This window comes from Paenibacillus illinoisensis NBRC 15959 (genome assembly GCF_004000925.1).
Lineage (GTDB): Bacteria > Bacillota > Bacilli > Paenibacillales > Paenibacillaceae > Paenibacillus > Paenibacillus illinoisensis.
This window is the reverse complement of sequence record NZ_BIME01000002.1, coordinates 532714-559146: the sequence shown is the minus strand read 5'-3', so window position 1 is coordinate 559146 and position 26433 is coordinate 532714. Positions and strand designations below refer to the sequence as shown.

At 46.2% G+C, this 26433-nt stretch carries 20 protein-coding genes; 1 reads left to right on the top strand and 19 read right to left on the bottom strand.

Translation table 11 applies throughout. The annotated features are described in order from the left end of the window. The first annotated feature begins 23 nt into the window (after positions 1–23). A complete protein-coding gene (locus PIL01S_RS07785; protein WP_127537023.1) occupies positions 24–1163 on the top strand; it encodes a serine hydrolase domain-containing protein in 1140 nt (379 codons plus the stop codon). A gap of 58 nt (positions 1164–1221) precedes the next feature. Here the strand turns inward: PIL01S_RS07785 and PIL01S_RS07780 are convergent, their stop codons facing one another. From PIL01S_RS07780 to PIL01S_RS07690, 19 genes are all read right to left on the bottom strand, one after another. Next, a complete protein-coding gene (locus PIL01S_RS07780) occupies positions 1222–2184 on the bottom strand; it encodes a hypothetical protein (RefSeq protein ID WP_127537022.1) in 963 nt (320 codons plus the stop codon). Continuing rightward, the gene (locus tag PIL01S_RS07775) at positions 2153–2674 is read right to left on the bottom strand and encodes an RNA polymerase sigma factor (RefSeq protein WP_127537021.1); all 522 of its coding nucleotides are present in this window, start codon (positions 2672–2674) and stop codon (positions 2153–2155) included. The genes PIL01S_RS07780 and PIL01S_RS07775 overlap by 32 nt, the downstream gene beginning before the upstream one ends. Before the next feature lie 241 nt (positions 2675–2915). Next, on the bottom strand, positions 2916–3284 hold the full coding sequence (locus tag PIL01S_RS07770) for a hypothetical protein (RefSeq protein ID WP_095357757.1): 369 nt from the start codon (positions 3282–3284) through the stop codon (positions 2916–2918). Then, positions 3268–3633 carry a YolD-like family protein gene (locus PIL01S_RS07765; RefSeq protein WP_127537020.1) on the bottom strand — a complete coding sequence of 122 codons (366 nt, stop codon included), beginning with the start codon at positions 3631–3633 and terminating at the stop codon, positions 3268–3270. Before PIL01S_RS07765 ends, PIL01S_RS07770 begins: the two co-directional genes overlap by 17 nt. Then, the gene (locus tag PIL01S_RS07760) at positions 3630–4847 is read right to left on the bottom strand and encodes a DNA polymerase IV (RefSeq protein ID WP_164764195.1); all 1218 of its coding nucleotides are present in this window, start codon (positions 4845–4847) and stop codon (positions 3630–3632) included. Before PIL01S_RS07760 ends, PIL01S_RS07765 begins: the two co-directional genes overlap by 4 nt. A gap of 247 nt (positions 4848–5094) precedes the next feature. Next, a complete protein-coding gene (locus PIL01S_RS07755; protein WP_127537018.1) occupies positions 5095–7602 on the bottom strand; it encodes an FAD-dependent oxidoreductase in 2508 nt (835 codons plus the stop codon). 2 nt (positions 7603–7604) lie between these two features. Continuing rightward, positions 7605–7916, bottom strand: coding sequence for an ArsR/SmtB family transcription factor (locus PIL01S_RS07750; protein ID WP_246058114.1), 312 nt, complete (start codon positions 7914–7916; stop codon positions 7605–7607). Between the two features lie 289 nt (positions 7917–8205). Beyond that, positions 8206–11460 carry a PQQ-binding-like beta-propeller repeat protein gene (locus PIL01S_RS07745; RefSeq protein WP_246058113.1) on the bottom strand — a complete coding sequence of 1085 codons (3255 nt, stop codon included), beginning with the start codon at positions 11458–11460 and terminating at the stop codon, positions 8206–8208. 24 nt (positions 11461–11484) lie between these two features. Further along, positions 11485–12492 carry a zinc-dependent alcohol dehydrogenase gene (locus PIL01S_RS07740; RefSeq protein WP_127537016.1) on the bottom strand — a complete coding sequence of 336 codons (1008 nt, stop codon included), beginning with the start codon at positions 12490–12492 and terminating at the stop codon, positions 11485–11487. 26 nt (positions 12493–12518) lie between these two features. Beyond that, positions 12519–13382 carry a carbohydrate ABC transporter permease gene (locus tag PIL01S_RS07735; RefSeq protein ID WP_127537015.1) on the bottom strand — a complete coding sequence of 288 codons (864 nt, stop codon included), beginning with the start codon at positions 13380–13382 and terminating at the stop codon, positions 12519–12521. After that, complete coding sequence (locus PIL01S_RS07730; RefSeq protein ID WP_127537014.1) at positions 13376–14353, bottom strand: ABC transporter permease; 978 nt, start codon at positions 14351–14353, stop codon at positions 13376–13378. Before PIL01S_RS07730 ends, PIL01S_RS07735 begins: the two co-directional genes overlap by 7 nt. A gap of 86 nt (positions 14354–14439) precedes the next feature. Beyond that, positions 14440–16029, bottom strand: a complete 1590-nt coding sequence (locus PIL01S_RS07725) for an extracellular solute-binding protein (protein WP_127537013.1) — start codon at positions 16027–16029, stop codon at positions 14440–14442. Between the two features lie 69 nt (positions 16030–16098). Continuing rightward, the gene (locus PIL01S_RS07720; protein WP_246058112.1) at positions 16099–17001 is read right to left on the bottom strand and encodes a Gfo/Idh/MocA family oxidoreductase; all 903 of its coding nucleotides are present in this window, start codon (positions 16999–17001) and stop codon (positions 16099–16101) included. After that, a complete protein-coding gene (locus PIL01S_RS07715; RefSeq protein ID WP_127537012.1) occupies positions 16968–18065 on the bottom strand; it encodes a dihydrodipicolinate synthase family protein in 1098 nt (365 codons plus the stop codon). The genes PIL01S_RS07720 and PIL01S_RS07715 overlap by 34 nt, the downstream gene beginning before the upstream one ends. After that, the gene (locus tag PIL01S_RS07710) at positions 18066–19082 is read right to left on the bottom strand and encodes an NAD-dependent epimerase/dehydratase family protein (RefSeq protein WP_127537011.1); all 1017 of its coding nucleotides are present in this window, start codon (positions 19080–19082) and stop codon (positions 18066–18068) included. A gap of 174 nt (positions 19083–19256) precedes the next feature. Further along, a complete protein-coding gene (locus PIL01S_RS07705) occupies positions 19257–20630 on the bottom strand; it encodes an extracellular solute-binding protein (RefSeq protein WP_127537010.1) in 1374 nt (457 codons plus the stop codon). 233 nt (positions 20631–20863) lie between these two features. After that, complete coding sequence (locus tag PIL01S_RS07700; protein ID WP_127537009.1) at positions 20864–24214, bottom strand: DUF5107 domain-containing protein; 3351 nt, start codon at positions 24212–24214, stop codon at positions 20864–20866. 183 nt (positions 24215–24397) lie between these two features. Next, the gene (locus PIL01S_RS07695; protein ID WP_127537008.1) at positions 24398–25018 is read right to left on the bottom strand and encodes an NAD(P)-dependent oxidoreductase; all 621 of its coding nucleotides are present in this window, start codon (positions 25016–25018) and stop codon (positions 24398–24400) included. Positions 25019–25299: 281 nt separating this feature from the next. Then, positions 25300–26337: an NAD(P)/FAD-dependent oxidoreductase gene (locus tag PIL01S_RS07690; RefSeq protein WP_127537007.1), complete on the bottom strand. Its 1038-nt coding sequence runs from the start codon at positions 26335–26337 to the stop codon at positions 25300–25302. Between the last annotated feature and the right edge of the window lie 96 nt (positions 26338–26433).

The following is a 26433-nucleotide window of genomic DNA, read 5'->3' as shown; positions in this document are numbered from 1 at the left end:
TATAAGAAGGAGTTGAGAGCGTAATGGATCCGAAGCTAATAGACATTATCCGTCAGAATATGCATCACTCGTATCGGTTTCTCCCCACTGCAAGTGTGTTTCGCGGTAGTGGCGATGTCTCCCCGATCGCCAGCGATCCGCAGTACTTGGACGAACTTGCTTTTGTTGACGCCGCCGGAAGAGCAACAACGCTGTCAGAAACCTTGGAACAGAATCATACGGACGCTTTTCTGGTTATGCACCGCGGGAAGATCGTCTATGAGAAGTATTATTCCGGCATGGAGCCCACGCTTCAGCACGGACTGGCATCCGTCACCAAATCGTTTATCGGAACGTTAGTTTCGATCGAGTTATACGAAGGGAACCTGGGTGCCAATGATCGTGTTCATCGGTACATTCCGGAACTGGCCGACAGTGCATTTGGCGATGCGACCCTCCAGCAGCTTCTGGATATGCAGATTTCGTGTATCTATCCTGTTTTTTTTCCGGAAGCAAATTATATTGACAACCAGCGCAATCTGCTCCTCACTGCCATCGGTACAATTCCTGCCAAAGAAGGATATACAGGGCCCAGAACCATTCATGAATATCTGGCTTCCATTACAAAGTCTCAAGAACACGGCTCGGCATTCCTATATAGTAACGGTCCAACTGAGGTGCTGGGCTGGATTCTAAGTCGATTACACGGCGTCTCACTTGCAGAATTGTTGAGCCAACGAATCTGGTCCAAGCTGGGTGCCGAGAAAGATGCGTATTTCATAGTGGATTCGGAAGGTACCGAACAGGCTTGCGGGGGGCTTCATGCCACGCTTAGAGACGTAGCTCGGTTTGCAGAGATGATGCGTAATGACGGTTTTTTCAACGGCTATCCCATCGTTCCTGAGGCAGTTATTGATGCTATTCGCCAAGGAGGTCGGAGCGACTTATTGGCCGCTAGCAATCGAGCCATGGCAAGACCAGGGTATTCGTACCGCAATCAGTGGTGGATCACACATAATCGATTCAATGCATACGAGGCAAACGGACTATATGGACAACGCATTCATATTGCTCCATTAGCCGAAATGGTCATCGTGCAATTTTCTGCTTATCCAGGGCACAGCGATGAGACAGCTACATTGTTTTCTCATGCTTTTGAAGCAATCGCCAATCATTTGATTTAGCAATTGCTTCCCCCCAACTCATCGTTCTCTTAAATGTCATTATGCATGCCATCCTGTTTTATTTGCCTAAACTATCCCAGAAGGTTTGGAAAGTACCTTTCTCCACCTCAAAAACGACGGGTACATTACCGTACCGCACCAGTCCTTCTTTGAACAGAACCAGTGGGACTTGCGTCTTGTCTTCCAACGCTAGGTAGATGATCTTACGGTCTTCCTGACCATAAAGATGCTCTTCCAAGTCTGAAGTCATGGCTAGTGGTTTGGACTCATATAGTGCGGAAATGAATTTTTCCAATAATTGGTCCGCTGCCAGCGGCTGTAACTGTGATAAGCCATTATTCCAGCTTTCATAGGTCTCCCATTGTGCAGAATGGATGTTACCTTCGAGATTCAGCTGGCCAAACAGATCGACACCGCTCCCGATCGTGATATCATTGTTCTTGTCAAACAATTGAGCAAACACCTGACCATCCATTTCAGTGGTTGACATGATTCGGAAGTCCTTATCGTAGCCATGAACCATATAGATATCCGCTTCACCAATGTTGGAGGCCAGCTCTTTATATTCATCCTGACTACTCAGCTCATGTATACCACCCGTTGTAGTACCCAGTTTTTCTCCGCGTAATGCCAGCGCATCCTCACCGTTAAGCGATGTCGGGGACTGCGTATAGACATGCCCCTGGTATACAACCAGTTGAAGCATACTTGCCTTTGGACCGTTGCTATTTGAATTGGGGATTTCCGTCTTCGGAATCACTACCGGGTCATATGTAACTTTCGCAGCCATTTGTGTCCCCGGTTGTGTCGAACCGTTCCACTGCTGCCATAAGCTCGGAGCAGCCAGTCCGATGCTGGCAGCAATGACAACACTCGCTGCAATGTAAAGAGGCCTGCGCTGGCGTTTTTGTTTATGGTGCCGCACATTGGAGATGTGCTCCATGCGTTTTTTCATTTGGTCATTTGTTTTCATCTGATCCACCGCTCTCTTATAATTTCGTTTGAATTGTTCCTCGTTCATTCGGTTCCTCCCCTTCAAGCTCCAGTTTTAACAGCTGTCTCCCCCGTTGTAATCGCATCTTCACCGCTGACTCGCTAATCTGTAAAATTTCACTGATTTTTCGGACTGGATAATCCTCGTAATAATACAGATGAACCACCGCTTTATACTTGACGGGCAATGACAGCACGAGTTCGATTAGCACTCGATCTTCAGGGTCATCTGTGGTTAGGAATTCTGCTCCCTCCAGATTGACCTCCCGTTTGCGCCAGCCTCTACCTAATAAGGATTTGCAGTGATTGGTGATGACTCGGATCAACCATGCTTTCTGATGCTCTGCATCGTTGAACGAAGGGGCTTTTTCCATTAGCTTGATGAAAGTATCCTGAGTAGCTTCCTCCGCGTCCTCTCGTCTACCAAGGTGTACCATGGCTATTCGGAACAGAGTATCCGCATAAGTCTCATAAATGTTCATCACATGATCGCCCGGTTGGGGCACGGATCGCCGCATGGTTGTTCAGCCCTCCTTTATACCTCTAACACTCTTAAGGACGGCATTTGGTCACATTTTGTTGAAAAGTTTCAGGATGTTAAAAGAATGATTGGATTCGGGATTCAAATTGCATACAAAAATACCGACCCTCAAACTTCAAAGGTCGGTTTACCCACATTCGGGAGAGGAAAACAATGGTTATAACTGCATTATGTCCACGCTTTGCAGTTATATACCACCTTCCGCTCTAACTCTAGTGTTATTTGGACAATTCAGTAATATCGACGTTCATATGTTCCGTAAGCATTAAGGTAACATCCACTTTCACTTTGCTCCATAATAACGTCATTTTATGAATGTAACCTCTCACCGAATAATTTACCGTTAAACTTAGCTCAGATCTCTGTTCATCAATGATTTTAATATGGTGTTCCTTTAAACTTTGTTTGGATCGGTACATCTCTAAGGCAATTTTCTTTTGGGTCCCGTCTAAGTAATCAACATAGACCGATTTCATCTTAAAGTTTGAAGCGTATATTTTATGCTTATCTACCTCCAGAGCGCTTAACAGATAGGGAAGCTCTACCAGTCTCTTCACGAGTGCAAGTTCCTCAGAAGTCTGTCTCACCGTACACGCCTCCCTCTTCAAGTTTGACCGTGACCAATTGATCAAAATCGACCCATTCAAATCCATTGTCCATTTCAATTTTGATTTTCTTTCCAACGGTACTGACTGAAGTAACGATTCCGTGTATATATCGATTGCCCGACTCATTAAACACTTCAATGGTGGCTTGTAATGTATAGTGGAGCGACATATCTACATTTTGAGCAATGATCTCCCACTCATCTTCATGAATTATCGGTTTGGCTTGATCATGAATTTGATTACGATGCTGTATGATTCGCTCTTTATGTTGTGGAAGCATCATACGGCTCGATTCCCATAATCCATTGGCCTCAAGTTTTTTGCTCATTTGTAGTGCCCCCCAATTTTAGATGCTCTATCTATTGCTTGACCAGCAGCTGTAATGGAGCTTGCTCGAAGTATGGCAATGTCGCCAAATCGATCCTTAATGTCGTCCATCACCTGATCAATAGCCCGTTTGTGCTCCTGATCATCAAAGAAAGATAGTTGATATGTATCCGCGTCGGATAATTGAGAAAGGGATACGCCTACACGGCGCACCGGTTGCCCATCCCAGTGTTGATGAAATATGCGTTTGGCGATCTTGCACACATCAACGGTTATGTTTGTTGGATCAGACAGCTTAACCTGCCTGTGAAAGCCTGTTGGATTGTCGAAATCTGCTCCAGACACACTCACGGAAACGACACTCCCCATCAGTCCTTTTTTACGAGCTCTTCGGCATACTTCAGTACAGATATCGAGGATTACCACTTCGATCTCCCAAGCCTCTGTGTAATCTCTAGGCAAGGTCATTCCGTTGCCAATATCCTTTTGTGTACTGTGTGTGTTGACGGTTACTGGTGAGTTATCGAGTCCATTGGCGATGCGCCAGATCACTTCTCCATTCACGCCCCATTTACTCTTGAGTTGGGTAAGAGGTGTATTCGCCAAATCTCTAATCGTTCGGATACCCATCTTCCACAGATGTTTTTCCATTCTTGAGCCAATCCCCCACATATCGCGGATGGGCTTATCTCCAATGTGGAGGTGTAATTCTTCTTTCTTTAAGTGGAAAATGCCCCCTTTGACCTTTTTAGCGATCATATCGCAGCACAATTTACTAATGATTTTGTTTTCACCAATGCCCGCTCTTGCGTAAACCCCTGTTTCATTATAGATCTTATCTTGAATTTGCTTGGCTAGATCGACAGGATCATTACCAAACAGATGCATAGACCCTGTAAAATCAGCGAATAATTCGTCTATACTGTACGGCTCAACCAGATCGGTGAACTCTTCAATAATGGACATGATTTGAGTAGATACTTCAATGTATTCTTGCATATGAGGTCTAACAATGATTAGTTCAGGGCACTTCTGAAGCGACTGCCAGAGTGGTTCTGCGGTGGATACACCCCTCGCTTTGGCTAATGGACAAGCAGCAAGAATAATGCCAGAGCGTCTTGCTGGGTCACCTGCGACGGCGAGTGGTTTATTTTTGTATTGAGGCATTTTGGCCTTTTCGACTGAAGCATAAAAGCTCTGCATATCTATGAGCATAATGGTTCGCTGCTTAGTCAACACTGAAATCACTCCTGTACTTAAGAACGTATGTTTGTATATATTATAAACCGAACACACGTTCTTTATGCAAGAGGTAAATATTTATATTCATCGGAGGGATGGTCATACTCAACTTTCAGAAGCGTGTCTTATGACAAAGAAAGACCCTGAGGGAACAAACCCTCAAGGTCGATTAGAGACTTCTTCATGATTGATTTAATTAATATATAGTGGATATCCCCTTCTATATAAACAGATTATGGTTTGATTTGTCAGCCTGGCCCAGATAATAACCTACCCCACCAATAGTAACCTGATCCATGATCTCTTCCCGCTGGATACCCATCAGATCCATAGACATCTGACAAGCAACCATTTCAACACCTTGTGCTAACGCAGTTTGAATCAATTCTTCCAGAGAGGCGACGTTGTTTTTCTTCATGATGCCGCGAATAACTTTAGGACCGACACCAATCATATTCATTTTGGACAAGCCTAACTTGTGACTACCACGTGGCAGCATAAGATCAAACATACGGCCTATCATGTTTTTGGATACCGGTCCCGGCTGATGCTTGCGAATAATATTTAGTCCCCAGAATGTATAAAACATGGTTACTTTGCGCCCGCTTGCAGCTGCGCCATTAGCAATAATAAGAGAGGCTATTGCTTTATCCAGGTCGCCACTGAAGACAACCATCGTACTGGCAGGTTCCACAAGTTGAGCTTCGGAAGCAGATGATCTGACCGGCTCTGTCTGCTTGGTTAGTACTGCTTCTATGATACCGTTCTTACCACGTTCCAACTGTAGGAGTGCTGCGCCAGACATTCCTGCCCATGCCTTTACATCTTCGTAAAACCCTGGATCAGAAGCTTTTACCCGCAGCGTTTCTCCATCGGATAGTTGATCCATCTTCTGCTTTACTTGTATTAACGGACCAGGGCAGCTCAATCCACATACATCCAATTCTTCATCGATACGTTGGGACTGAGACTGAGCAGACGGTTGATCCTTCTGATGGAATGTATTTTGCTTTGGATGAGAAACATGATCGCCATGATTTTTATCATCTGTAACCTCATGCTTTTGGCCAGAATACGGAGCTGGTTTAAATTGCGCTTGGCGATACGTTTTGAATCCACCACTCAAATTTTTAACGGTGAAACCGTGCTGACGCAAAATCTGTGTTGCAGTATACCCCCGTAAACCTACTTGGCAGTATACCCAGATTTCTTTAGAGACATCTAACTCATCCATTCTCTCACGAAGCTCATCCACTGGGATGTTTAATGATCCGGGAATATGGCCATTCCGATGCTCCAGCTCGCTACGTACATCTAGTAGTATGGTTTGCTCCGGCTGGCGCATAGACAGCTGATCATAGGTGAATGTGTTGACACGTCCAGCCAGAATATTATCTGCTGCATACCCAGCCATATTAACCGGATCTTTTGCTGATGAATAGGGCGGTGCATAACTCAGTTCAAGTTCAGTCAAGTCGCTTATATGACCCCCAAAATGAATAGCAACGGCAATATCATCAATCCGTTTATCCACTCCTTCGAATCCGACTGCCTGGGCACCCAGGATTTTTCCTTCAGGTGAGAACAGCAATTTTAGAGTAATTGCACTCGATCCTGGATAATACGATGCATGAGAAGCAGGATGAACAATCACCGTATGATAATCCACGTTAAGACGATTTAATATCTTTTCATTGCTGCCCGTGGTTGCTCCAGTCAGTCCAAACACTTTAATAATAGAAGTCCCTTGTGTTCCTTTGTAGGTAGAATTTATGCCAGCAATCCGATCCGCAGCAATACGTCCTTGTTTGTTCGCAGGACCTGCAAGCGGAATCGCTGTCTTGGTTCCATGAACGTAATCACTGACCTCAATTGCATCACCAACCGCATATATATGCGGTATATTGGTTTCCATGGCCTCATTAACAATGATGTGTCCACGTGTCCCCAAGGAAATACCACTACTTTGCAGAAATGAGGTGTCTGGCGACACGCCAATCGCGAGAATCACAAGATCTCCTTTTAAAACGTGACCATCTGAAAGCTCGACCCCTATGCCTTGCTCCAATGAACGAAAAGCTTTTAAACGCTTAGAAAAAAGCAGATTAACACCATGCTGCTCCATTTCTTGTGCCAGTGCAGCTGCGATTTCAGGATCAAATGGAGTGAGCAATTGTTCGTTACCCTCGACCAGCGTTACATCTAGTCCAGCTTCCCGCAAATTTTCTGCCATTTCAACACCGATAAATCCACCACCAATAACGATTGCTGACTCGTTGTTAGATGCACTTATTGCCTCTTTGATTCGATCAATGTCTGGAATGCTGCGCACTGTATAAATGAATGGATTATCTATACCCGGCACATCGGGGATTTTCGGACGTGCACCTGGAGACAGAATCAACTCGTCATAGGTTTCTTCATATTGACCGCGCTCCACGCTGTTCACTTGAATCGATTGATGTTGGGGATTAATTGATATGACCTCACTCTGTGTACGTACATCAATTCGAAAACGATCTGCCATCCCTTTAGGTGTTTGTACCAACAAGCGGTCACGCTCAGCAATCGACCCGCCAATATAATAAGGTAAGCCGCAGTTGGCGAATGAAATGTAGGGACCCTTTTCAAATATGACTATTTCCGCATGTTCGTCCAGGCGGCGTAGGCGGGCAGCTGCTGACGCACCCCCCGCTACTCCACCAACAATGACTACTTTCTTACTCATGATTAACATTCATCCTCTCCAAATAAAACAGTTATAATCTGTTCAATACGTTGGTTTGCAAGTATATAATTCACTTCGAGGCCATTTCGCTCCGTATCAACAATTCCTGCACTGCGCAGCTTCTGTAAATGCTGGGAAACGGTTGATTGCGGCAGATCCAGACACTCCTGCATATAGGAAACATTACATTTCTTTTTACGCATCAACCCACGCACAATGCACAGGCGTATAGGATGAGAAAGGGCCTTCAGTAAGTTAGCAGGTTCCTCAAACTGCTTCAAATCACCGCTATCGTTAAAACCGAGTTTATCCAAAGTTAACCCTCCTGTATCGTTATATTAGAATAATACGATATAGTAAAATGAAAGTCAAACGACTTTGTTTGTTATTATTATCCATTGTAGTGGATGATCTCCTATATTAACTCACTCTTAATTCTATACTTCATCTTATTTTTAGGACAATAAGAAGACGCTGTCATGCGCTATGACAACGTCCTTTTCAATTAACATATTCACTATCCTCTGATTTACTATTCTAAGTATTACATATTCAAGCCCGATCGAGATTCAGGCCCAGAAAAGCTCTTCATTCAAATAAAGATTAAATTTGTGACCCGAACTGTATCAAAACCTCTGCATCTTCTTGAGCTAATCCCTTGCCAATCTTGGCTTGCACTTGATGGATAAATCCGTTGATTGCGCCTTTTTTTCCTCCCTCATTACCTGATTCATCGGCTCTTTCTACTTTGGTCCATTGTTCCTTTAGTCTATCAGCCAGCTCTTGATCATTAGCGAGGAACTTGTCGATAAGTCCTGCCATACCTTTATAGGTAAGGATCACCTCATAAGAAAAAGAAGAATTCGTAGCGTTCCCAGCGATATCATGGGCGGAAGCATGGACCAAATGCTCCCCAACACCATTCAAATAGGCGGGGCGATCTGCAAGCACAGCATCACAATCACTTTTAGCTACACCTGATAATGCATCCTGAGCGGAGCATTCGATCCGGACTTCCTCATCCAGCTCGTAGACGGATTTTCCTGAAAATTCGATGATAGGAGCCGTTTTGTCAATCTTAACTTCGGTAGTAGAGGGCACCCCGGGCACACCATAAGCCGATGCAGACCAAAAAGTTACGGCCGTCACTCCTTCTTCGCGTACAGTAAACTCAGTGGTACCGCCTTCGGTCTCACGCTGATTGATTTCCTCAGCCCCCGTAGTTTCGAAAAAGATGGAGCTTGCTCCTTCCGAGTTTAGCGTAATCGAAACATCTTCATGGTGCCAACCCTGCTCATTTGCCTGCGGATTAAGCGTAGCTTCAGTCAAGGGAGCCGTATTATCTTTAACCGTTACAGAAAAATCGTCATAGTAAGCTGTGGAGATATTATAGCGGCTGGTTACCGCAATTAGTCTGGCATAAGCCGTTCCTTCCGGTGCCGTACCGCGGAGAGTTACTTTTTGCCATTGGTGAAGTCGCGATTCATCCAGATGTGTTTCCAAAGTAGACAAGCTCTGCCCTTCTGCATTATAAAATCGGAACATGAAACCAGGCTGGCCTGACTCAATATATATTTGAGTACTTGCGGTGTACTCCTCTCCAGGCACTAATGGGATTGGATCGCTTTGCACCGCAACGGAGGCAGTACGAATACGATCCGTTGTTTTCAGGCTATAATCACCTGCATAACTCTTATTGCTGCTCCGCTCGAAATAAACATCCGCACTTGTCGCAAACAGTGAAGTCCAGCCCGGCAGCTTTCCGCTCTCTTCTGGCTGCTCCAACCCGGCATTGTTTACCGGCAAAGGAAGCCCCGGCGGTTCGGCCACAATCTCTCCATCAATTTGGATTCGATACAGAACCGTATTGGTTGCGAGATCTGTGAAATACAGGTCCCCATCCATGCCAAGATCAAATCTCGAAGCATCCGTTAATGTTCTGAAATCCAGTGTTTCCGGATCAATCACCGTCAGCTTGTTGTTAAACAGGACATACAAAAGTCCGTCTTCCGACCAACGCATCGGATGATGATGCCACTGGGTGTAATAGAGCTTCGGATAAATCTTCTTATATTTTACAAGTTGGTACGTGTCCGGATCGATCGCAAATATATATTCGTAGGATGCTCCCCAGATCAATCCATCCGGCCCGAGAGACAGGTCCCCAATGAAAATAGGATCGACAAGTTCGGGAATATCCAGCGTAAACTCTGTAATTTTTTGCTCATTTTGAACATCCCACACAAAAATTTTGGCCTCCTGCTCGCTCGGCGTGGAGCCCAGTCCTCCCCTAATGGTCGTAGATCCAAAAATCTTCCCGTCTACATAAGCAGTACTGAGCACACTCTGATTCTGAACCACGTTTCGATGGACTTTGGTTTCACCTGTAGCGGTATCATGAACTGTAAGCGATCCTCCCAACGTCCCGTATCCAGAGATGGTCGAAATAAACAGTTTACCGTCCCCTTCAGACATATGCACAAGGCGTTCCTGATCGTTCCCGAGTACAGCGAGACGCTGCGGATTCGTATTTCCCGGTTCTTGACTCAGATCATAAACGTACAAGCCACCTTCCGGGTAGACTCCCATATAGACTTTGTTTCCAATCGGGTATACGCTATCCGCTTGACCAATGCTGAAAGGTTTTGTCGTCATGGTCTCTAAGTCAACTAACGAAGATCTGGCTTGAGAACCCGTTGTTATCAGCTGTGTATCGGATACACTTTGGAGGCGATTGACGACTCCCGGCAATCCCGGAATAATCGGCGGCTGTACAATGACTTTTTGGGTATCGATATTGAGCATGGCAACTCCGCCGTCATATCGTACCGTAACGAGCGTTTTTCCCGGCAGCTCGGGATTGTTCTGAAACTCTACCCAATCCGCCCCTCTGAACCCACTCTCATAGGTCATGCCGGTTTCCTCTACCTGATGTGTCGCCAGGTCAAAGGTTTTCAGTTTTTTCTCGGACATATAATACAGCTTTCCATCCACAGAGTCAGCTGCGTGAAGACCGGTTACCTGCTGAAGCTCCACATCAAGCCAGGATCCTGTTGTGGTATCGTAGATATAACCCTCACCCGGTACACCACTTCCATCCGTATAACGTGCGAACAAATAACGGTTATCAATCGTACTCAAATCGTATACTGTATCGTTTTTGACGGTAAGCGAAGCGGCAATATTCGTTTTTTCACCTGTAGCCAAATCCACACGCACGATCTGTTCATGGGCTGTACCGGCATAAATATATCCCCCCTGGTAAGCAATGGAGCGGACATACTCCTGATCAACCGCACCGATAACACGGCCATAATCCCTCACTTGCTTGGTCACAGGATCATACTGCCAAACCTTGCCGCCCGGATAAGTCCCCACGTATACTCTACCCTGTTCATCCGTCGTGATACTATTGGAGACAGACTGTCCTTCAAATTGAGCCACTTGAACAGCCTGATGGGTGACTGGCGAATACTCCCATAATCGTGCACCGGATCCTTCGGCAGCCACATAAAGCGTACCGTTCGGCGCAACGGTATGCGCCCAGGAGCTTTCCGACGGCCCAAGAGAAACCGTCCGAAGCAGTTTGTACTCTTCGAGGTCGATCACATTCAGGAAGCCAGGCTTGCCTTTACTCGTGGCATACATGACTGGTTTTCCATCCTCATAGCCTACAGTTCCGTTAAAGACAGCTACCGTGTAATTGTTGGGAACAAGCAGTTCTTCGGGGGCGCTGAAGTTTTTTTGAGTAAGCTTGGATTCCTCTGCTTGGGCAGGAGCAGACTGCACGGGAAACATCACAATAACAAGTAAACAACTCATGAACATGGTGATCAGGTTGGAAAAAGGCTTTTTCATCACACATCTCCCCTTCTTCATGCATTAAAAATACTTGATCAACGTGGCAAGTGCCCCTTGAGCCGAATCGGATTGATAATTTTCATAAGCTTCAGATGCTTCATCCAAGGCGAACATATGCGTGATAGCAGGACTTACCGTAATTCGCTTATCAGCAAGCAACCTGACGTATTCGTCCATATTTCTTCCTTCCGTCCACCGCACGAAACCGATGGGATAATCCTGATTGTGCTGCTCGTACTGCAGATCGTACCTCCCAGGCCCGCCTGCTCTGGAGATAAGGACCTGAGCTTCTTTGCGAAACATCAAATCTCTTGAAAACTCCATGGACAAATCACCAACGATCACGACTTTTCCCCGGTCACGAAGCCACTCAAGTGACTTGTTGATCAGCACTTCACCAGGCCCGCCAGCACATAAGAGGATGGAATCGAATCCTAAACCTCCCGTTTCGTTCATCACAAAACGCTCCACTTCCTCTTCAGTTGAAAAGCCTGCTTGAATGCCCATCTGCTCCTGAAGCAGCTGAACCCGTGCTTTGCTCAGATCGTATGCAGCCGTGTGACATGCACCAGCAGTGGCGATTTGGGCCACAAGATTACCGAGAATACCCAGTCCAACGACAAGCACCTTGTCGCCGAATCTCACGTCAGCCGTACGAAGCGCATGTATGGCGATGGCTCCGAGCCCGGTAAATGCGGCCTCCTCTGGTTTGACATGTTGAGGTACTTTGGTTATCAGATTGGTCGGTACCGAAATGATTTCTGCATGTCTTACATAAGGCACACCATAACAAGCCACTCGGTCTCCCGGTAGAATATCTCTGACTTCACTTCCCGTTTTTTCCACAATCCCAACAGCGCTATAGCCAAGGTATACTGGGGATACGCCTGATCTTTTAATCGCACTCATTTCCGTACCAGGACTAATGCCGGAATATTCGGTCCTCACTTGCACATGTCGTTTGTTCAGTTCGGGTATATCCGCTTCCAGTATCGTGACCTTTCCTTCCTTCGCAGCAACGATTTTCATTAGATATGGCTCCTCCTTCAGTCAATTTAGCCTTTTTCCGAACCGAGCATCACCCCTTTAGCGAAATACTTCTGAGCAAACGGATAGATGAGCAAAACAGGGATCATAGAAAGTACGATGGTTGCATTTTTAATAGACTGTGGGGCAAGGGCCGAACGATCCACAAGTCCCGCGTCGTTTTCTGCGCTGTAGATTAACATATCCCGCAGCACGACCTGCAAAGGATATTTATCCGGATCGTTCAAGTAAATCAGCGGTAGGAAAAAGCTGTTCCAGTGGCCCATGAAATAAAAAAGTCCGATGGAAGCAAGCGCAGGCTTGGATAAGGGAATGACAATGTTGAACAGAATCCGGTATTCGGAAGCTCCGTCGATCAGGGCCGCTTCGCGTATCTGGGAAGACATGTTTTCGTAAAAGCTTTTAAGAATGATCAGTTCCATTGTCCAGATGGCATTGGGAAGTACGAGTGCCCAAACCGAATCTGTTAACCCCAGCTGCTGCACGACCACATAAGTGGGAATAATACCGGGATTCAAAAACATGGTGAGGACAATGGCCATCATAAAAAACTTTCGTCCGAAAAATCCTTTTTGCGACAAAGGATATGCAGCTACAGCCGTAAAGAGTAAATTCACAAACGTACCGAATGCCGTATAAAAAATAGAATTCAGGTAGGCTCTTGGAATCGTGTCATTTTTAAGCACCTCGACATAAGCCTCAAGGTTCAGCCCTTTCGGAAAAAGAAACACCTTACCTTGAACGACCGCTGCTGTATCACTTAAAGAAACGGCCGTAATATACACAATGGGATAGAGTGTCGCTACAGCAACAAGACAGAGGATCAGCGAATTCAAGACACCAAAAACAGATATTTTGCGCTCACCTACCATAAGCCATTACCTCCCAGCCGTTTGCTGATCGCATTGGCGGACAGCAGCATCACCATTGCAACGAGCGCTTCGAATAGTCCTACTGCGGCTGCATAACTGTAATTGGATTCAAGCAGTCCTTTGCGGTATACATACGTTGAAAATACGTCTGCAACGTCATAGGTCATCGGATTATAGAGCAGCAGCACTTTCTCATAACCGACGCGAATCATGGAGCCGGTTTTCAAGATGAACATGATAAGCATCGTGGGAAACAATCCAGGAAGCGTAATATGGCGGATCGTATGGAAACGACTGGCACCGTCCACCTTGGCCGCTTCATAAAGCGTAGGACTGATCCCCGCAATGGCTGCCAGATAAATGATGGATTCATATCCTGCGTTCGCCCATATTTCCGAAATGACATAGATCGGACGGAACCAGCCTGGATCTACGAGAAAGTATTTTTTCTCAAAACCAAGTGCAGCCAGCATTTGATTCAAAATACCATGGTTTGGCGAGAGAAAATCGATAATCATGCTGCTGATAATGACCACGGACAAAAAGGCCGGCAAATAACTGAAGGTTTGAACCGATTTTTTAAACCATTTGGTTCTGACTTCGTTCAGCAGAAGGGCAAGCAGGATGGGAAAGGGAAAACCGAAAATAAGCGTATATAATCCCAAGAGCAGCGTGTTCCGGAAAAGCAGCCAAAAATCTTGGTTCGTAAAGAACTTGATGAAGTGCTCCAGTCCCACCCATTCACTGCCAAGCACTCCTGTAAACACACTGTAGTCTTTGAAGGCAATAATCAATCCATATAGGGGCCCGTAACGAAAGATGACATAAAATAGGATGCAAGGAAGAAACAGCAGAAGCAGCTGCCTGTCGCGCTTAATATGATTCCACGTCTGTTTAAGCCGACCTCTGAAGCTCTTCTTTCGCAGTTCTTTATGGTAAGCTGCCGAATGTTCCGTGCCGATGTCTGCCATAAGATTATCGCCTCCAATACCTTTTTCCCTAAGGAGGAAACGTTCCAAGCATCGCCTCCTCCAGTTCAATCATGTCTTAAGCTCATTTATTTGGATTCGTCATATCTTTTTTGAGCTTCATTATAGATTGCCATCAGCTCCTCCACACCGCCTTTGCTGATCTGGCCTCTGAAATTCTCCCACTCGCCATCTCCGTAGCCGGCGTCAAGAATATATTTGGAGTTGAATTCTTCAGCTGATTTTTGCAGTGATGTCTGCAGCTCGGCAATCTTGGAGGTTTCCTCGTCCGTAAAATTAAGGATCGGATCAAGGGGCTCGAAACGCTCCTCATTCACGATTTTATCCTGCGCCTCCTGCTCTTTCTCCGAGAAACGATAATAGATGCTTCGATGGTCCGGTCTTAGGTAAGCTCCTTCGAGCCACATGGCATAACGATCCTCGAGCACGGTTATATCCACAAGGGGAAGATCCTTTAATTCCGGGTACACCGGATATCCGTCCTCGCCCCATTCGAAGTTCACCGTTTCCACTCCGATCGTCATTAACTCGCTCCCGGATGGACTGGTCAGATAATCGAGCAGTTTAAGCGAGGTTTCTGTATTTTTGTTTTTGGCAACGGCAACGCTGAAATCTGAAACCTCAGGCAGTGTTCTGATATTGCCGGTCGGTCCCACGGGATTGGCATATCTGAGGTCATAGTCTGGATTTTGCTCTTTGATCTGGTTATAAAAGAGATCCAGGCGTCCAATCCAGTCAAACGTGACAAACGATTTGTCTGTCGTCATCTTGGTCGTCCAGGAATCCTGAGTATCTGTCAAAAATTCTGGATCAAGCAGTTTTTCATTGTACAGTTTCTTCATGAAATCAAGCATGTCCTTATGCTCTTGCTGTACTGCGGCGTACTTCCATGTACCGTCTTTTTCATCGTAATAGGCAGGGTACTGATCCGTATTGCCGAGTCCCCAGCCGAAGGCCCAATCTCTGAAGATATTAGCCAAGCTCTTGGATGCATAGGGGTAAGAATCGGGATAAGCTTCTTTTACTTTTTTCAGAGCTTCATAAAACTCGTTCGTGTTCGTCCATTCCTTGATACCAAGCTCATCAAAGATATCCTTCCTGAACATGAATCCGTGATTGACTTTGCGATTGAGATTGTAAATAGGCCAGGTATATATATTGCCGGCTTCATCGCCGAAAGACTTGATGACCCAGTCGTTTTCTTCCATATATAGCTTTTTGAAGTTAGGGAGCTGATCCGCGTATTCATTGATGGCAACCACACCGTTTTGTTTGCCGATTTTCTTGAGTTCGGCCGGTTTTAGCCCTGTAAAAATGTCCGGCAGCTTACCGGATGCCACAATGACTTTTAATTTATCCTGGTAGGTTTGTGGGGAATACGTTTGGAAGTTAACTTTAATACCGGTCCGTTTTTCAATCTCCTGGACAACCAGTTTGCTCGGGCCAAGGTCTTTTGCATTGCTTGGCAGCATGTACGTGATGGTCGTCGGCTCATCAACAAGAGGCAAAGTGAGACCCCCTGTATCACCGTACTGTCCGGGTTCCTGGGGCGGTAGGGCAGTCGAACCGCCTTTGTCTGTACCACTGCTGCATGCGGCAAGGATTGAGGTCAACAGTGTGATCGCAAGTAGTATGGAAATCCTCTTTTTCAGCTTCATCAAACATTCCTCCTTCAGATAGGTGGATCTGATTCACTAGAGCAAGGAGTCAACACGTATAAGGTTTGATCACATTTCCATGAGGATGGTGCATTTTTGTAGACGACTTTGCTCTGCGCACTCCAAAAACCGGATAACTTCCAGCGTTTCGGAAGGATGCACGGTGCACACTCCGTTTTTGAGCCAATTCATGACCGACTTCAGGAGCTCTTTGTAGCTCGGTTCAAGCGGGATATGCTGGTTAGCGTTTCTGGTGTGTAGCGTTATTCCAAAGTTCTCTGGGCCATTTCGAATTCCGCGGATCGTTCCCATCCTCCCCTCTTTCCAGGTTCCAGTAATGAGATCGCCATGATCGGTAGAGAAGGCGGTCACTTCCCTGCATCCAGGGCCCATGATTTGAAAGAGTAGTTCTGCCGAATGGATGCCGTACCAAAAATAATGACCCTGCGTTGATTCGACATGCATTGGTCCGAACACGTCCGCCCCCAAGATGTCTCCTCTTGTGCATTCAGGCAGGGCTTCGGCATAACGCAAGCTTGAAGCACTCATTAACGGGATTTGAAACTCTTCTGCGAGTCGGATGATTTCACCTGCGTCTGCTGAAGACAAAGCAAAAGGTTTATCGATAAACACGGGTTTCCGGTAAGAACAGATCGCCTTGAACTGATTCAGATGTATCCTTCCGTCGGTACTCAAGATAAGGATGGCATCGGTGTTTTCTGCAACTTGCTGCATCGTGGGCATCAGTCTCACTCCGTATTCTTTCGTCATCCGACCGGCAAACGTGTTAACACGGGTGATACTGAGTGGAAAATCCGGAGATCCGCCCGCATATGCAGCCGTCACAGTCACATCTGCAAAAAGAGTCTCCCAACTTTCGTGAAGAATACGGGTGAATGCCAGGGCATGAGAGCTGTCAAGTCCAATGATTCCGATATTCATGTCTGGGAAAGCGAAGCAACCCTGAGCCACTCATCCAGATGCTTCTTCACAAAATCATCATCATTCAGGTGAGGATACTGGCGGTATACACGATCGATTTCCTCTTTTTGCCCGTTGGATAAGGTCTCCTGCGGATTCAAGCACCAAATCCCTCTCATGAGACCCTGCCTTCGAAGAACCTCGTGTATCCCCGGTATACAGCCAGCAAACTGATGGGCAGGATCAAAAAAAGCAGCATTGGCATCTGTAATCTCCACGTTTCGCGTGAGCAAGTCCCGTGACAACGGTGATCCCTTGGGCTTGCGGAGACGTTTCACTTCTTCCAGCAGCTGGACCGCTTGATGTGTCCAGACAGCGAAGTGACCCAGCAGGCCGCCAACGATTTCTTTTTCCATGGGACCTTCTTCCGTTACGAACCGAAAAGTGGTAAGTAGATCCATCAGGATGTTGTCATCGTTCCCTGTGTACAATGCAATTTCATTGCGGCGGCTTGAGCAGCAAACCGCTCGGACAACATCAATCGTTTGATAGCGGTTAAAAGGAGCTATTTTGATGGCGATGACATTGTCAATTTCAGCAAAAGCCTGCCAAAAATCGAAGCTCAGCCAGCGGCCACCGACAGAAGGCTGAAGATAAAATCCGATGACCGGCATCATTTCAGCTATCTTTTCCGTATGCCGAAGCAGGTCTTGCTCACTCCAATCATGGAGTCCACCCATACTCAGCAGCACCGCATCATATCCGAGGGCTTTACTAATCCGGGCTTCTTCCTTCGCCTGTTCACTATCCCCGCAAACGCCCGCCACCTTGATGAAGGGCCTTTGCAGGCGAGCTTGCTCCGTTTCCTCTGCGGCCAGGCGAAGTACCCGTTCATAGAGGTTAACCTTGGGATCCCGAATCTCAAATTGGGTGGAATGCACACCAACTGCAATTCCGCCAGCTCCTGATGCGATATAGTATTTTGTCAGCACCCGCTGATAGACTTCATCCAGCTCTCTGCGTTCATTTAAAGCAAGCGGATGAGCGGGGATAACCAAACCTTCATGGAATGCAGCTGCCAGTTCCGGTGTAAGTGAAGCTTGTTTTTTGTGCATTCAGAACCTCCCCTTCCTCTCCGAAAAGTGGGTTGGTTTGTTCCACGTAGGTCCGCCGGATTCAACCCATTCGGCAATGAAATCAATCATTTCCAGCAAGCCTACTCTCGGATAACCGAATTCGCGAAACGCCTTAGCTGCATTGCTGAGCAGAGCCGTTTCGGATTCGCTTCCCTCAAACGATGCGGTAAGACCAAACCTTTTGGCAAACTGCTGTGCTGCCCAGCGAACGGACATGGTTTCAGGTCCGGTCACATTCAAAATTTCGGGAGGACTTTGGCACTTAAGCAGGCTCCTTAAGGCAATCTCATTGGCATCTCCCTGCCATATCACATTGGCATGCCCCATCGTAAGGGATACTGACTTGCCTTCATGGACCTTTTGGGCAATTTCGAGCAGCACCCCATAGCGTAAATCAATGGCATAGTTCAAGCGGTACAGCAGCATCGGCGTGCCATACTTATGAGAGAAGTATTCAAACATTCGCTCTCTCCCCAGAGTGGATTGTGCATATTCCCCGAGAGGTTCAGGGGGTACAGATTCATCTACTCCGCCGAGAGCGACCTGGGAAAAGGGATACACGTTCCCGGAAGAAAAAACGACGATACGCGAATCTTTATACTTTTCTGCCACTCTTCCAGGCAAATACGTATTCATTGCCCATGTATAATACTCTCTGCCCGTTGTACCAAACTTGTTGCCAGCCATATATATGATGTTGTCCGCTGCAGGCAGCTGCATGAACTCTTGATCGTCTAAAAGATTGCAGGAAATGGTCTTAACTCCAGCGCTTTCAAGATCGTTCTTCACCTCCTGATCCTGAAACCGGGATACAGCAGTCACCTTCTTGTTCATTCCTCCCGCTCTGATGGCTTGTGCGGCCAATCTCGCAAGACTTGGGCCCATCTTCCCGCCTGCGCCCAAGATAAGAAGATCCCCATCCACTTTATGTAAGTCTTTGATTAGCCGATCTGATGCCTCCGAAAGCTTTGCTTCCAATTCAGCCACGGTCTTCATCCGAATACGGTCACCTCTCCCTGTAAACTTTCATAGTTGGATCATATGTGGTTCTTATTTTCAATAAGAAATTAGCATACGGCACGTTTTCTGTCAACTGGTTCTTTTGTAGTTCATATAAAACAAAAAAGGCACTACCTGATGGCAGTGCCTTTTTAAAGCTTCTATTCGTATTTATAACTTGAGACTTTTAGACGGAAGCAACACTTCAGCGAGTCCCTCTTCATCCATTAAATAAGACATGTACTGCTTCAGGCTTTCTCCGAAACGAATCTGAGTCTGCATGGAAATCGACAGATCCCGATACGTCATGTATTTCGAGCTATAGTCTCGATGAAGCTCCAACCTGGACGGTTTGTTTTTAAGCTCCACTGAACATGTTTCGGTTATATATCTGCTTGCAGGTAGACTGTAGGTCTGCTGCCTAATATAGGTCTGTGCCTCATCTGAATTAAGATAATTCACAAAACAGGCTGCCGTGTCCTTTTGGCTCGATTCTGCACTGAGAGCAATGGCCGTTGACAGAAGAAGTGTCCTATCATTCTTAAAATGTGGTAACTGTGCAATATCAAAGGAAAAGTCCGCATTTTTAAGCTCATTCAGCATGTAATATGTGGTTAGCATGACGGATATCTTCTGCTCCTTAAACAACTTCTCGGCTTCAAATTCACCTTGGGCCAAGGCAAGCGGAAATATGCCTTCCTCCGTAACAAGATCCCTCAGCCATCTTAATCCTTCTGTAGGAAAGCTAGTTCCGTTCTGAGCTGGACTGGAACCCGTCGAAGATAGATCGTCCTCGTTTTGCATCCAAAAAATTGGCCACCGGTTCATGGAAAATAACTGAAAAGCGATACTGTAGCGATGAGGCGCCTTAAGTTCTCTGAGCAGCGCCGCCAGTTCATCCCAGCTCCAGCTGCTATTGGGTTCCCCCAGTCTCTTCTCTCTCAGATGCTCCTTGTTGTAACACAGAATAACAGGTGAATAGATGAAAGGCTGTGCTGCCAAAACACCCGATTCCTTCTCAAAATAAGTTGTAAGAAAAGGATATATTGTATCGTCTCGATCCTGGTCGACCAACAAATCAAGGTACTTTTTTTCTTGGAATTGGTACATATCCTGTAAGTTGATGGTTAACGCATCGACAATCCCTAATTTGACCAGATTGGCGATACTGTCTGAATTCATATAAGGAAGCTCAATGGTCTCCACATGAATATGTGGGTGTTTCTCGTGGAATCGCTTAATGAGTTCCTCCATCCCTGCTTCTTTATAAAGTGAGGGATATACACCAAAACGAATGGTTTCCCTCGAAGCTGGCTTTGCCACCTGCGTGCCCACCCTGGGGATTTTAACGATCAATCCCTCCTGTACAAGCTCATCCAGTACGTATCTCACGGAATTTTTACTTAAATTGTACTGTTCTGTTAGTGCCAACTCAGAAGGCAGAAATTCTCCCGGGCTGTAAGAGCCGGAGTTAATTTTTTGCTTCAGGTCGGCAGACATATGTCTGGTTCTGGTCTGAAAAGTATGACGATCTATTTTCGCCATGGGCCGTTCCACCTATCCTCTTCATCTTTTTTTATATTTTACCTATATTTTCATTGTATTTCCTGATTATTATTTTTATTATACCAGATATGAACCAGATTTACACACAGTAAGTAAATGAATTCACAACCACAATCACTCCAAGTTTCCTGGAAACAAGTAAAATCCGGAACGGATTGTCCCGGATTTCCTTGAGGTTAACTCTGCTGCCCATGAGTTTTATCCCTATATGCTTAACATAATTCCAAGTGAATTCGAGCTCCCTGGTGGTTAGGCTCCAGCTGTAACGCTTCATTAAATCGGTTTTTGGCCTCTTCTTTGTTCCCAAGACCCAGTAATCCAAGGCCAAGCATAAACAAGCAGTGGGTTTGATTCCGCTTATTCAGATCATCCTCAAATACCAGAAAATCGGGTAAGGAGACAGCAAAATAGTCGATTTTCACATCATCAAACAGATGTCGTTCTGCGTAGTCGATCAGCTTGTTAAATCGGCGCTTCGCTTCCTTCGAATGGTTCAATTGATTCCTTGCAAGGCCTTGATAGAATATCATCTCCGGTGGCTGATCATTGTAATACATTGCACTCGCTGGTTCCTCCAACCCCTCTGAAGCGAGTTTCCAATGATAGACGGATTTTTCATGTTGTCCAAGTCCCTGATAGGCCATGCCCAGCTCATAGTGAATATTGTTCTCTTGTGCGCCTTCAAGCTTGCCCTCACCCAGATTCTCCGGATATTGAAGCGCCCGTTGAAGCAGCAAAATGGCTTCTTGATAGGATTGACGTGCATTCTCCTGCTTGGCAAGCTCAACGAGAGCTAGTGTATATTGTCCCGTTGCTTTTCCCTCTCCGCCTTCCCAAGGATGAAAGCGGCGACTTAATAATAAAGACAGTGCTTCATCATGCTTGCCTAGCGTGTTCAGCAGTGTAATATATTCCAGATAAAGATCGTCGCGTTGCTCGACCAGGTGCATATGTTTCTGAAGCTTCGTTAAACGTTCCTGTGCAGAGACGCCCGTTTTTTTAAACAACTGATCGAGCTCGTAAAAAACCCGGGCATCATCCTTGTCACATGCAAACGCCTGATGAAGCGAATGCAATGAAGCCTTTGCATCATGGCGCTTGTTATAATAGGCCAGCGCAAGATTGCGATGAGCCGTGGCGAATTGATGTTCAAGGCCAATGGAAATCTCCCAGTGCTTTATGGCCTCGTCCGCTCGTTTTTTATCGTAATAGAGGTTTCCTAAATAATAATGGGCCTTACTGTCCGATGGATTTTTATGGATTGTATGAAGCAATACACTTAGATCAAACAGGCTGTTCGGGAAACAGTAATCCGGGGCAGCAGTGCCTCCAAGGTGACGTTCATGTTCTGCTTTCTCAATGAGTCCCATCTTGTCATAGACATAGGCAAGTGTGTAATGAGCCATAGGATACGCCAATCCATCCTGATGAGATGAAACTTCTTCTAGTAGACGCGAAGCTTCCTCATAGAAACCACTTCCCGCATAATCCCAAGCCAGGTTCAAGTAATTATGCGCGTCATCTCTCAACAACCGGCGGAGTTCCGATTTCACCAGATGAGCATCTTCGTTTTTCCCGATGGTTTCGAGATTCATGAATTTCTCATATCGGGCACCAAAATCCGCAATGTCCATTGTCAGCGTTTCGTCTGCAAACGCAATAGCTTCCTCATTACGACCCAACTTGCGAAGCAGCGCCGTTTTTACGAGCCTTGATTTGTAGTTTCTTGTATTGCGAATCAATGCACGTTCTACCAGATCCAGAGCTTCGATAAACGCCCCCTGCTCGGAAGTAATCTGGCTTAATGCGTAGTAGCCGCTATCCTGATATGATGCAGACCATACTGCCTTATAAAAGGCTTTGAAAGCCTCTTCATTTCGTTCCTGGAGCCGGAGCGTCAAGCCAAGTTGATAGTAAGCTTCACTGTCATATGGATTGGGATTTCGCCAGGTCAATGACTCAATTGCCTTACGGAAGTGCGACTCCGCTTTCTCCAAATACCCTCTTCGAAGCAGCAATGTTCCATAAGCGATATTGAGACGAATGTCAGAAGCATCTCTTCTCAATCCTTCTTGGTAATAGCTTTCCGGTTCAAACGTAGCGTGCCTGTACTGCTCCAAATGAAGACCGGCAAGATACAACTGTTCTGTACTCTTCAGTTCTTCTGGGAGAGGAAGCGGTTTGGCGGCATCCGGAATCTGTTCAATGGATGGTTTCGCTGGCTTGTAGCTGATGAGCAGATTTTGCTTGGCATCTCGAACCGCGACAAGCAAGTCATGCGGTTGATCTTCATCGTCCAACGTAATGATCGTTTTATAAGTTGATTCTGGAGAAAGGGTGGCAACATCATTGACATACGTACGCTTACGTCCCTTCAATGTTATGGTTGCTCCTTCAAAGACCGATGTAGCATAAGCCATAACCGTCGCCACTCGGAGCTGTTCATCCACTTCTAAATTCACTGCCGCGTCCACGGAAGCATTTTTGACGACTCCAATGTTTTTGTACGGCATGAAATATTGGGTAAACGACTTTTCTTCGTACGGCTGGAGCCAAGTAAAGTCAGGCTGGTTGTCGGTAAATACGCCGGTCATCAACTCGATGTAAGGTCCATCTTCATCCGTCAGGCTTCGGTCCCAGGCTTGGCCGAACTCCCCGTTCCCCCACGTCCACTGCTTCTTGCCTGGGGAGATATGATGATTGGCTACATGCAGCAATCCTGCTTGCACGCTATGGTCGTAACCGCCTACAAAGTTGTAGGCCGATTTATATGCCATATAAGAGGTCGGGACCGGGATATTTTTATACCTGGAGATATCCACGCCTTCGGAATAATCCATTTTGTAATAAGTCCCGGTAGCAATCGGGAATTTGGATACATCCCTTTTTCCGTGATCAAAGACTGCTGTGACATCAGGTGGAAATACGGTCTGTGTATGATCATTGACTGCCACGGCCGGGTTGGCCCACCACAAAAACGTTTGCGGCTCGGAGGTCCGGTTATACATTTGCGCCTTAATTTCGATATAGGCCTTACCTGGATGCAATGTGAAACCGGTAGTTACTTTTGTGCCATACATGCGATCAATCTCACTAACCCATACGGTTGCGCTGCCGTCCTCATTCTCCGTCGCCGTGTGCTGTACAGGTCCAAACGTATTCGGTCGATGATGCTGCGGCCAGTTAAATTCGATACCTCCTGAGATCCATGGGCCAGCAAGCCCAACGAGAGCAGGTTTGATAACACGATTGTAATAGACGAAATCATAGTTGTTTGTTTTATCTAATGCGCGGTAGATCCGTCCGCCGATTTCGGGCAACATTTCGACGCGAATGTATTCGTTTTCAAGAATGGCCATGCAGTAGGATTTGGATTCTTTTTCATCCAGGATTTTATCGATGACTGGATACGGGTAGACTCGTCCGGAACTCCCCTGGTACACGCGCTTCTCCAGAAACATGGGATTCTTGTCAGGTTTGCCCGTTCCGTAAGTGGGAATTTCAACCTGTTCCTCCCATACCCGCACCTGATTAGAAACGGCTGATGAATCTTTTGTACTCATATCGAGATCCTCCTTTGTGTTATACGTTTAATCTAAAGCCGCTCCCCCTTTTATACAATTAACGAAAGTCGGTAGTTGATGGATTATATTCTTAAACTTGATTGAGCAAATGTTGTTAAAAAATAATGGGATGCTCCCCGACCGAATATCGGAAGCATCCCATATTACTCTCATCTATAATCGTTAATAACAAATGCCTACCCGTGTCTTGATATAAGAGTCATCTTTAACTTGCTTGTAGGTAAATTCTGCTGTATCACTCACGGATATCTCCGTGCCGCCTTCAGGCAGAACATCACGCTCTACACGGTATACGCCTAAATGTTCTCCATCCGGCAAATACGTAGGACATACGATCGTCCATTCCAATGGTGATTCTTGAAGCAGCGAGTACACACGGTGATGCTCCTCGGCAGCGCGGGTGGATTTACGCCTCGATTCACTGGATTGATATCGTAGAATACTCGGAAAAAGCCTGCTTTGCAGAATACCTGCTGTCCCTACAGTAATGATTCGTTTTATCCCTTCTTCACGCATTGCTTCAATGATTAACGGCATACTTTCGGATAGTGTATGGGTTCCATCTGTGTTCAGTGCACTAATAACGACATCAGCACCACGAATAGCACGCATAATATCCTCCTGGTTCAACACATTGCCTTGAATGATTGTGAAATGTTCATCATTTACCTGGCATTTTTCAGGATGACGAACCAATACAGTTACATGATGCTGATCCTTAAGTGCATAGGCAGTGATCTGACTGCCGACTCGTCCTGTTGCACCCAATACTAGGATTTTCATATTTCTAATGCCCCTCCATATGATGCAGTGATCCATCTATTATCTTTTTGATTAATAACAAGTAGCTTAGGTGGCAACAACATTTCTGAATAAAAGTATCAAACAGTATATGACAAAATCAATAGCAGACATCTATTAAAAAGAAAAAAGCCGCTGATCAGCGGCTTATTTACCATCAATTGAACCGTATTAATATTCGAACCAACTTCCTCCACTGCTCAGGATCTACAGTTTCACAACGGCTATGAAGGTAACTGTCCGTCTACTGATAGCAGACCCTGCTATTCACTGGATACGCCAAGCGCTTTGTTCCGTTCCTTGAACCTCTCGTTATGTGACGATACATAAGCCATTCTCGGCGCCTCGGGATCGATATATAGTTTGGCGCTGTTAAGTGCTAAGGCGGCATCCGTGAATGCCCCTGCAATCAGGTTGAGCTTGCTTTCGTAATTGGCGAAGTCCCCAGCCCCGAAGATACCCGGCAAGTTCGTCTCCAGTTTCGGGCTGACAAATATGTTCCAGTCGTCCATATCCAGTCCCCAATCCTTGATCCCTGTAAAATCGGACTTCAGTCCGTGGTTGACGATAACCTCATCTACTTCTAGCTCGCGTGAATCCCCTGATTCGATATGGTTAATGGTCACCCGTTCAATCGACTTTCCGTTGCCGCTGTATAACTGCGTGACTTCATATGGCGTAAGCACATCGGCAGAAGACTCCTTCATTCGAACGACGTTTTTTTCATGCCCACCGAAGTGGTCGCGTCTATGCACGACAGTGACCTGGGCAGCGATGGAAACCAGCTCATTCGCCCAATCGACAGCAGAATTTCCCCCTCCCGAAATAAGGACCCGTTTTCCTCTAAAAGGCTCCAGTTCCTGCACCGTATAGTGCAGATTGGATACCTCATAGCGCTCAGCCCCTTCCAGCTCCAGCTTCGCCATTCGCAGAATGCCGCGGCCAATGGCCAGAATGACCGTACGTGTCCAGTGCTTCTCCCCCGTTGCCGCCTCCAGGATGTACGTTGAATCCGCTTGTTTCTCCAATCCGACAATGTGCTGGCCGAATACAAGGGTCGGGTCGAACGTCTTCGCCTGCTCCGCCAATTGGGCGATTAATTTCTCGCATAGGATCGGCGTAACCCCTCCAACATCCCATATCATCTTCTCGGGATAAATAAGCATCCGCCCGCCCAGCTCGTCTTTCGCTTCGATTAGCTTTGTCTTTAAATCACGCATTCCACTATAAAAAGCAGTATACATTCCCGCAGGACCACCGCCAATAATTGTCACATCGTATAATTCAAGCTGCTCCGTCAATTGATGTCCTCCTCCAGCCGGCTTATGTAACATCCGTATTTATGATAATCATTATCAATAACATTGTAGTCTCGACAGCTTGACAAAAACAATGGA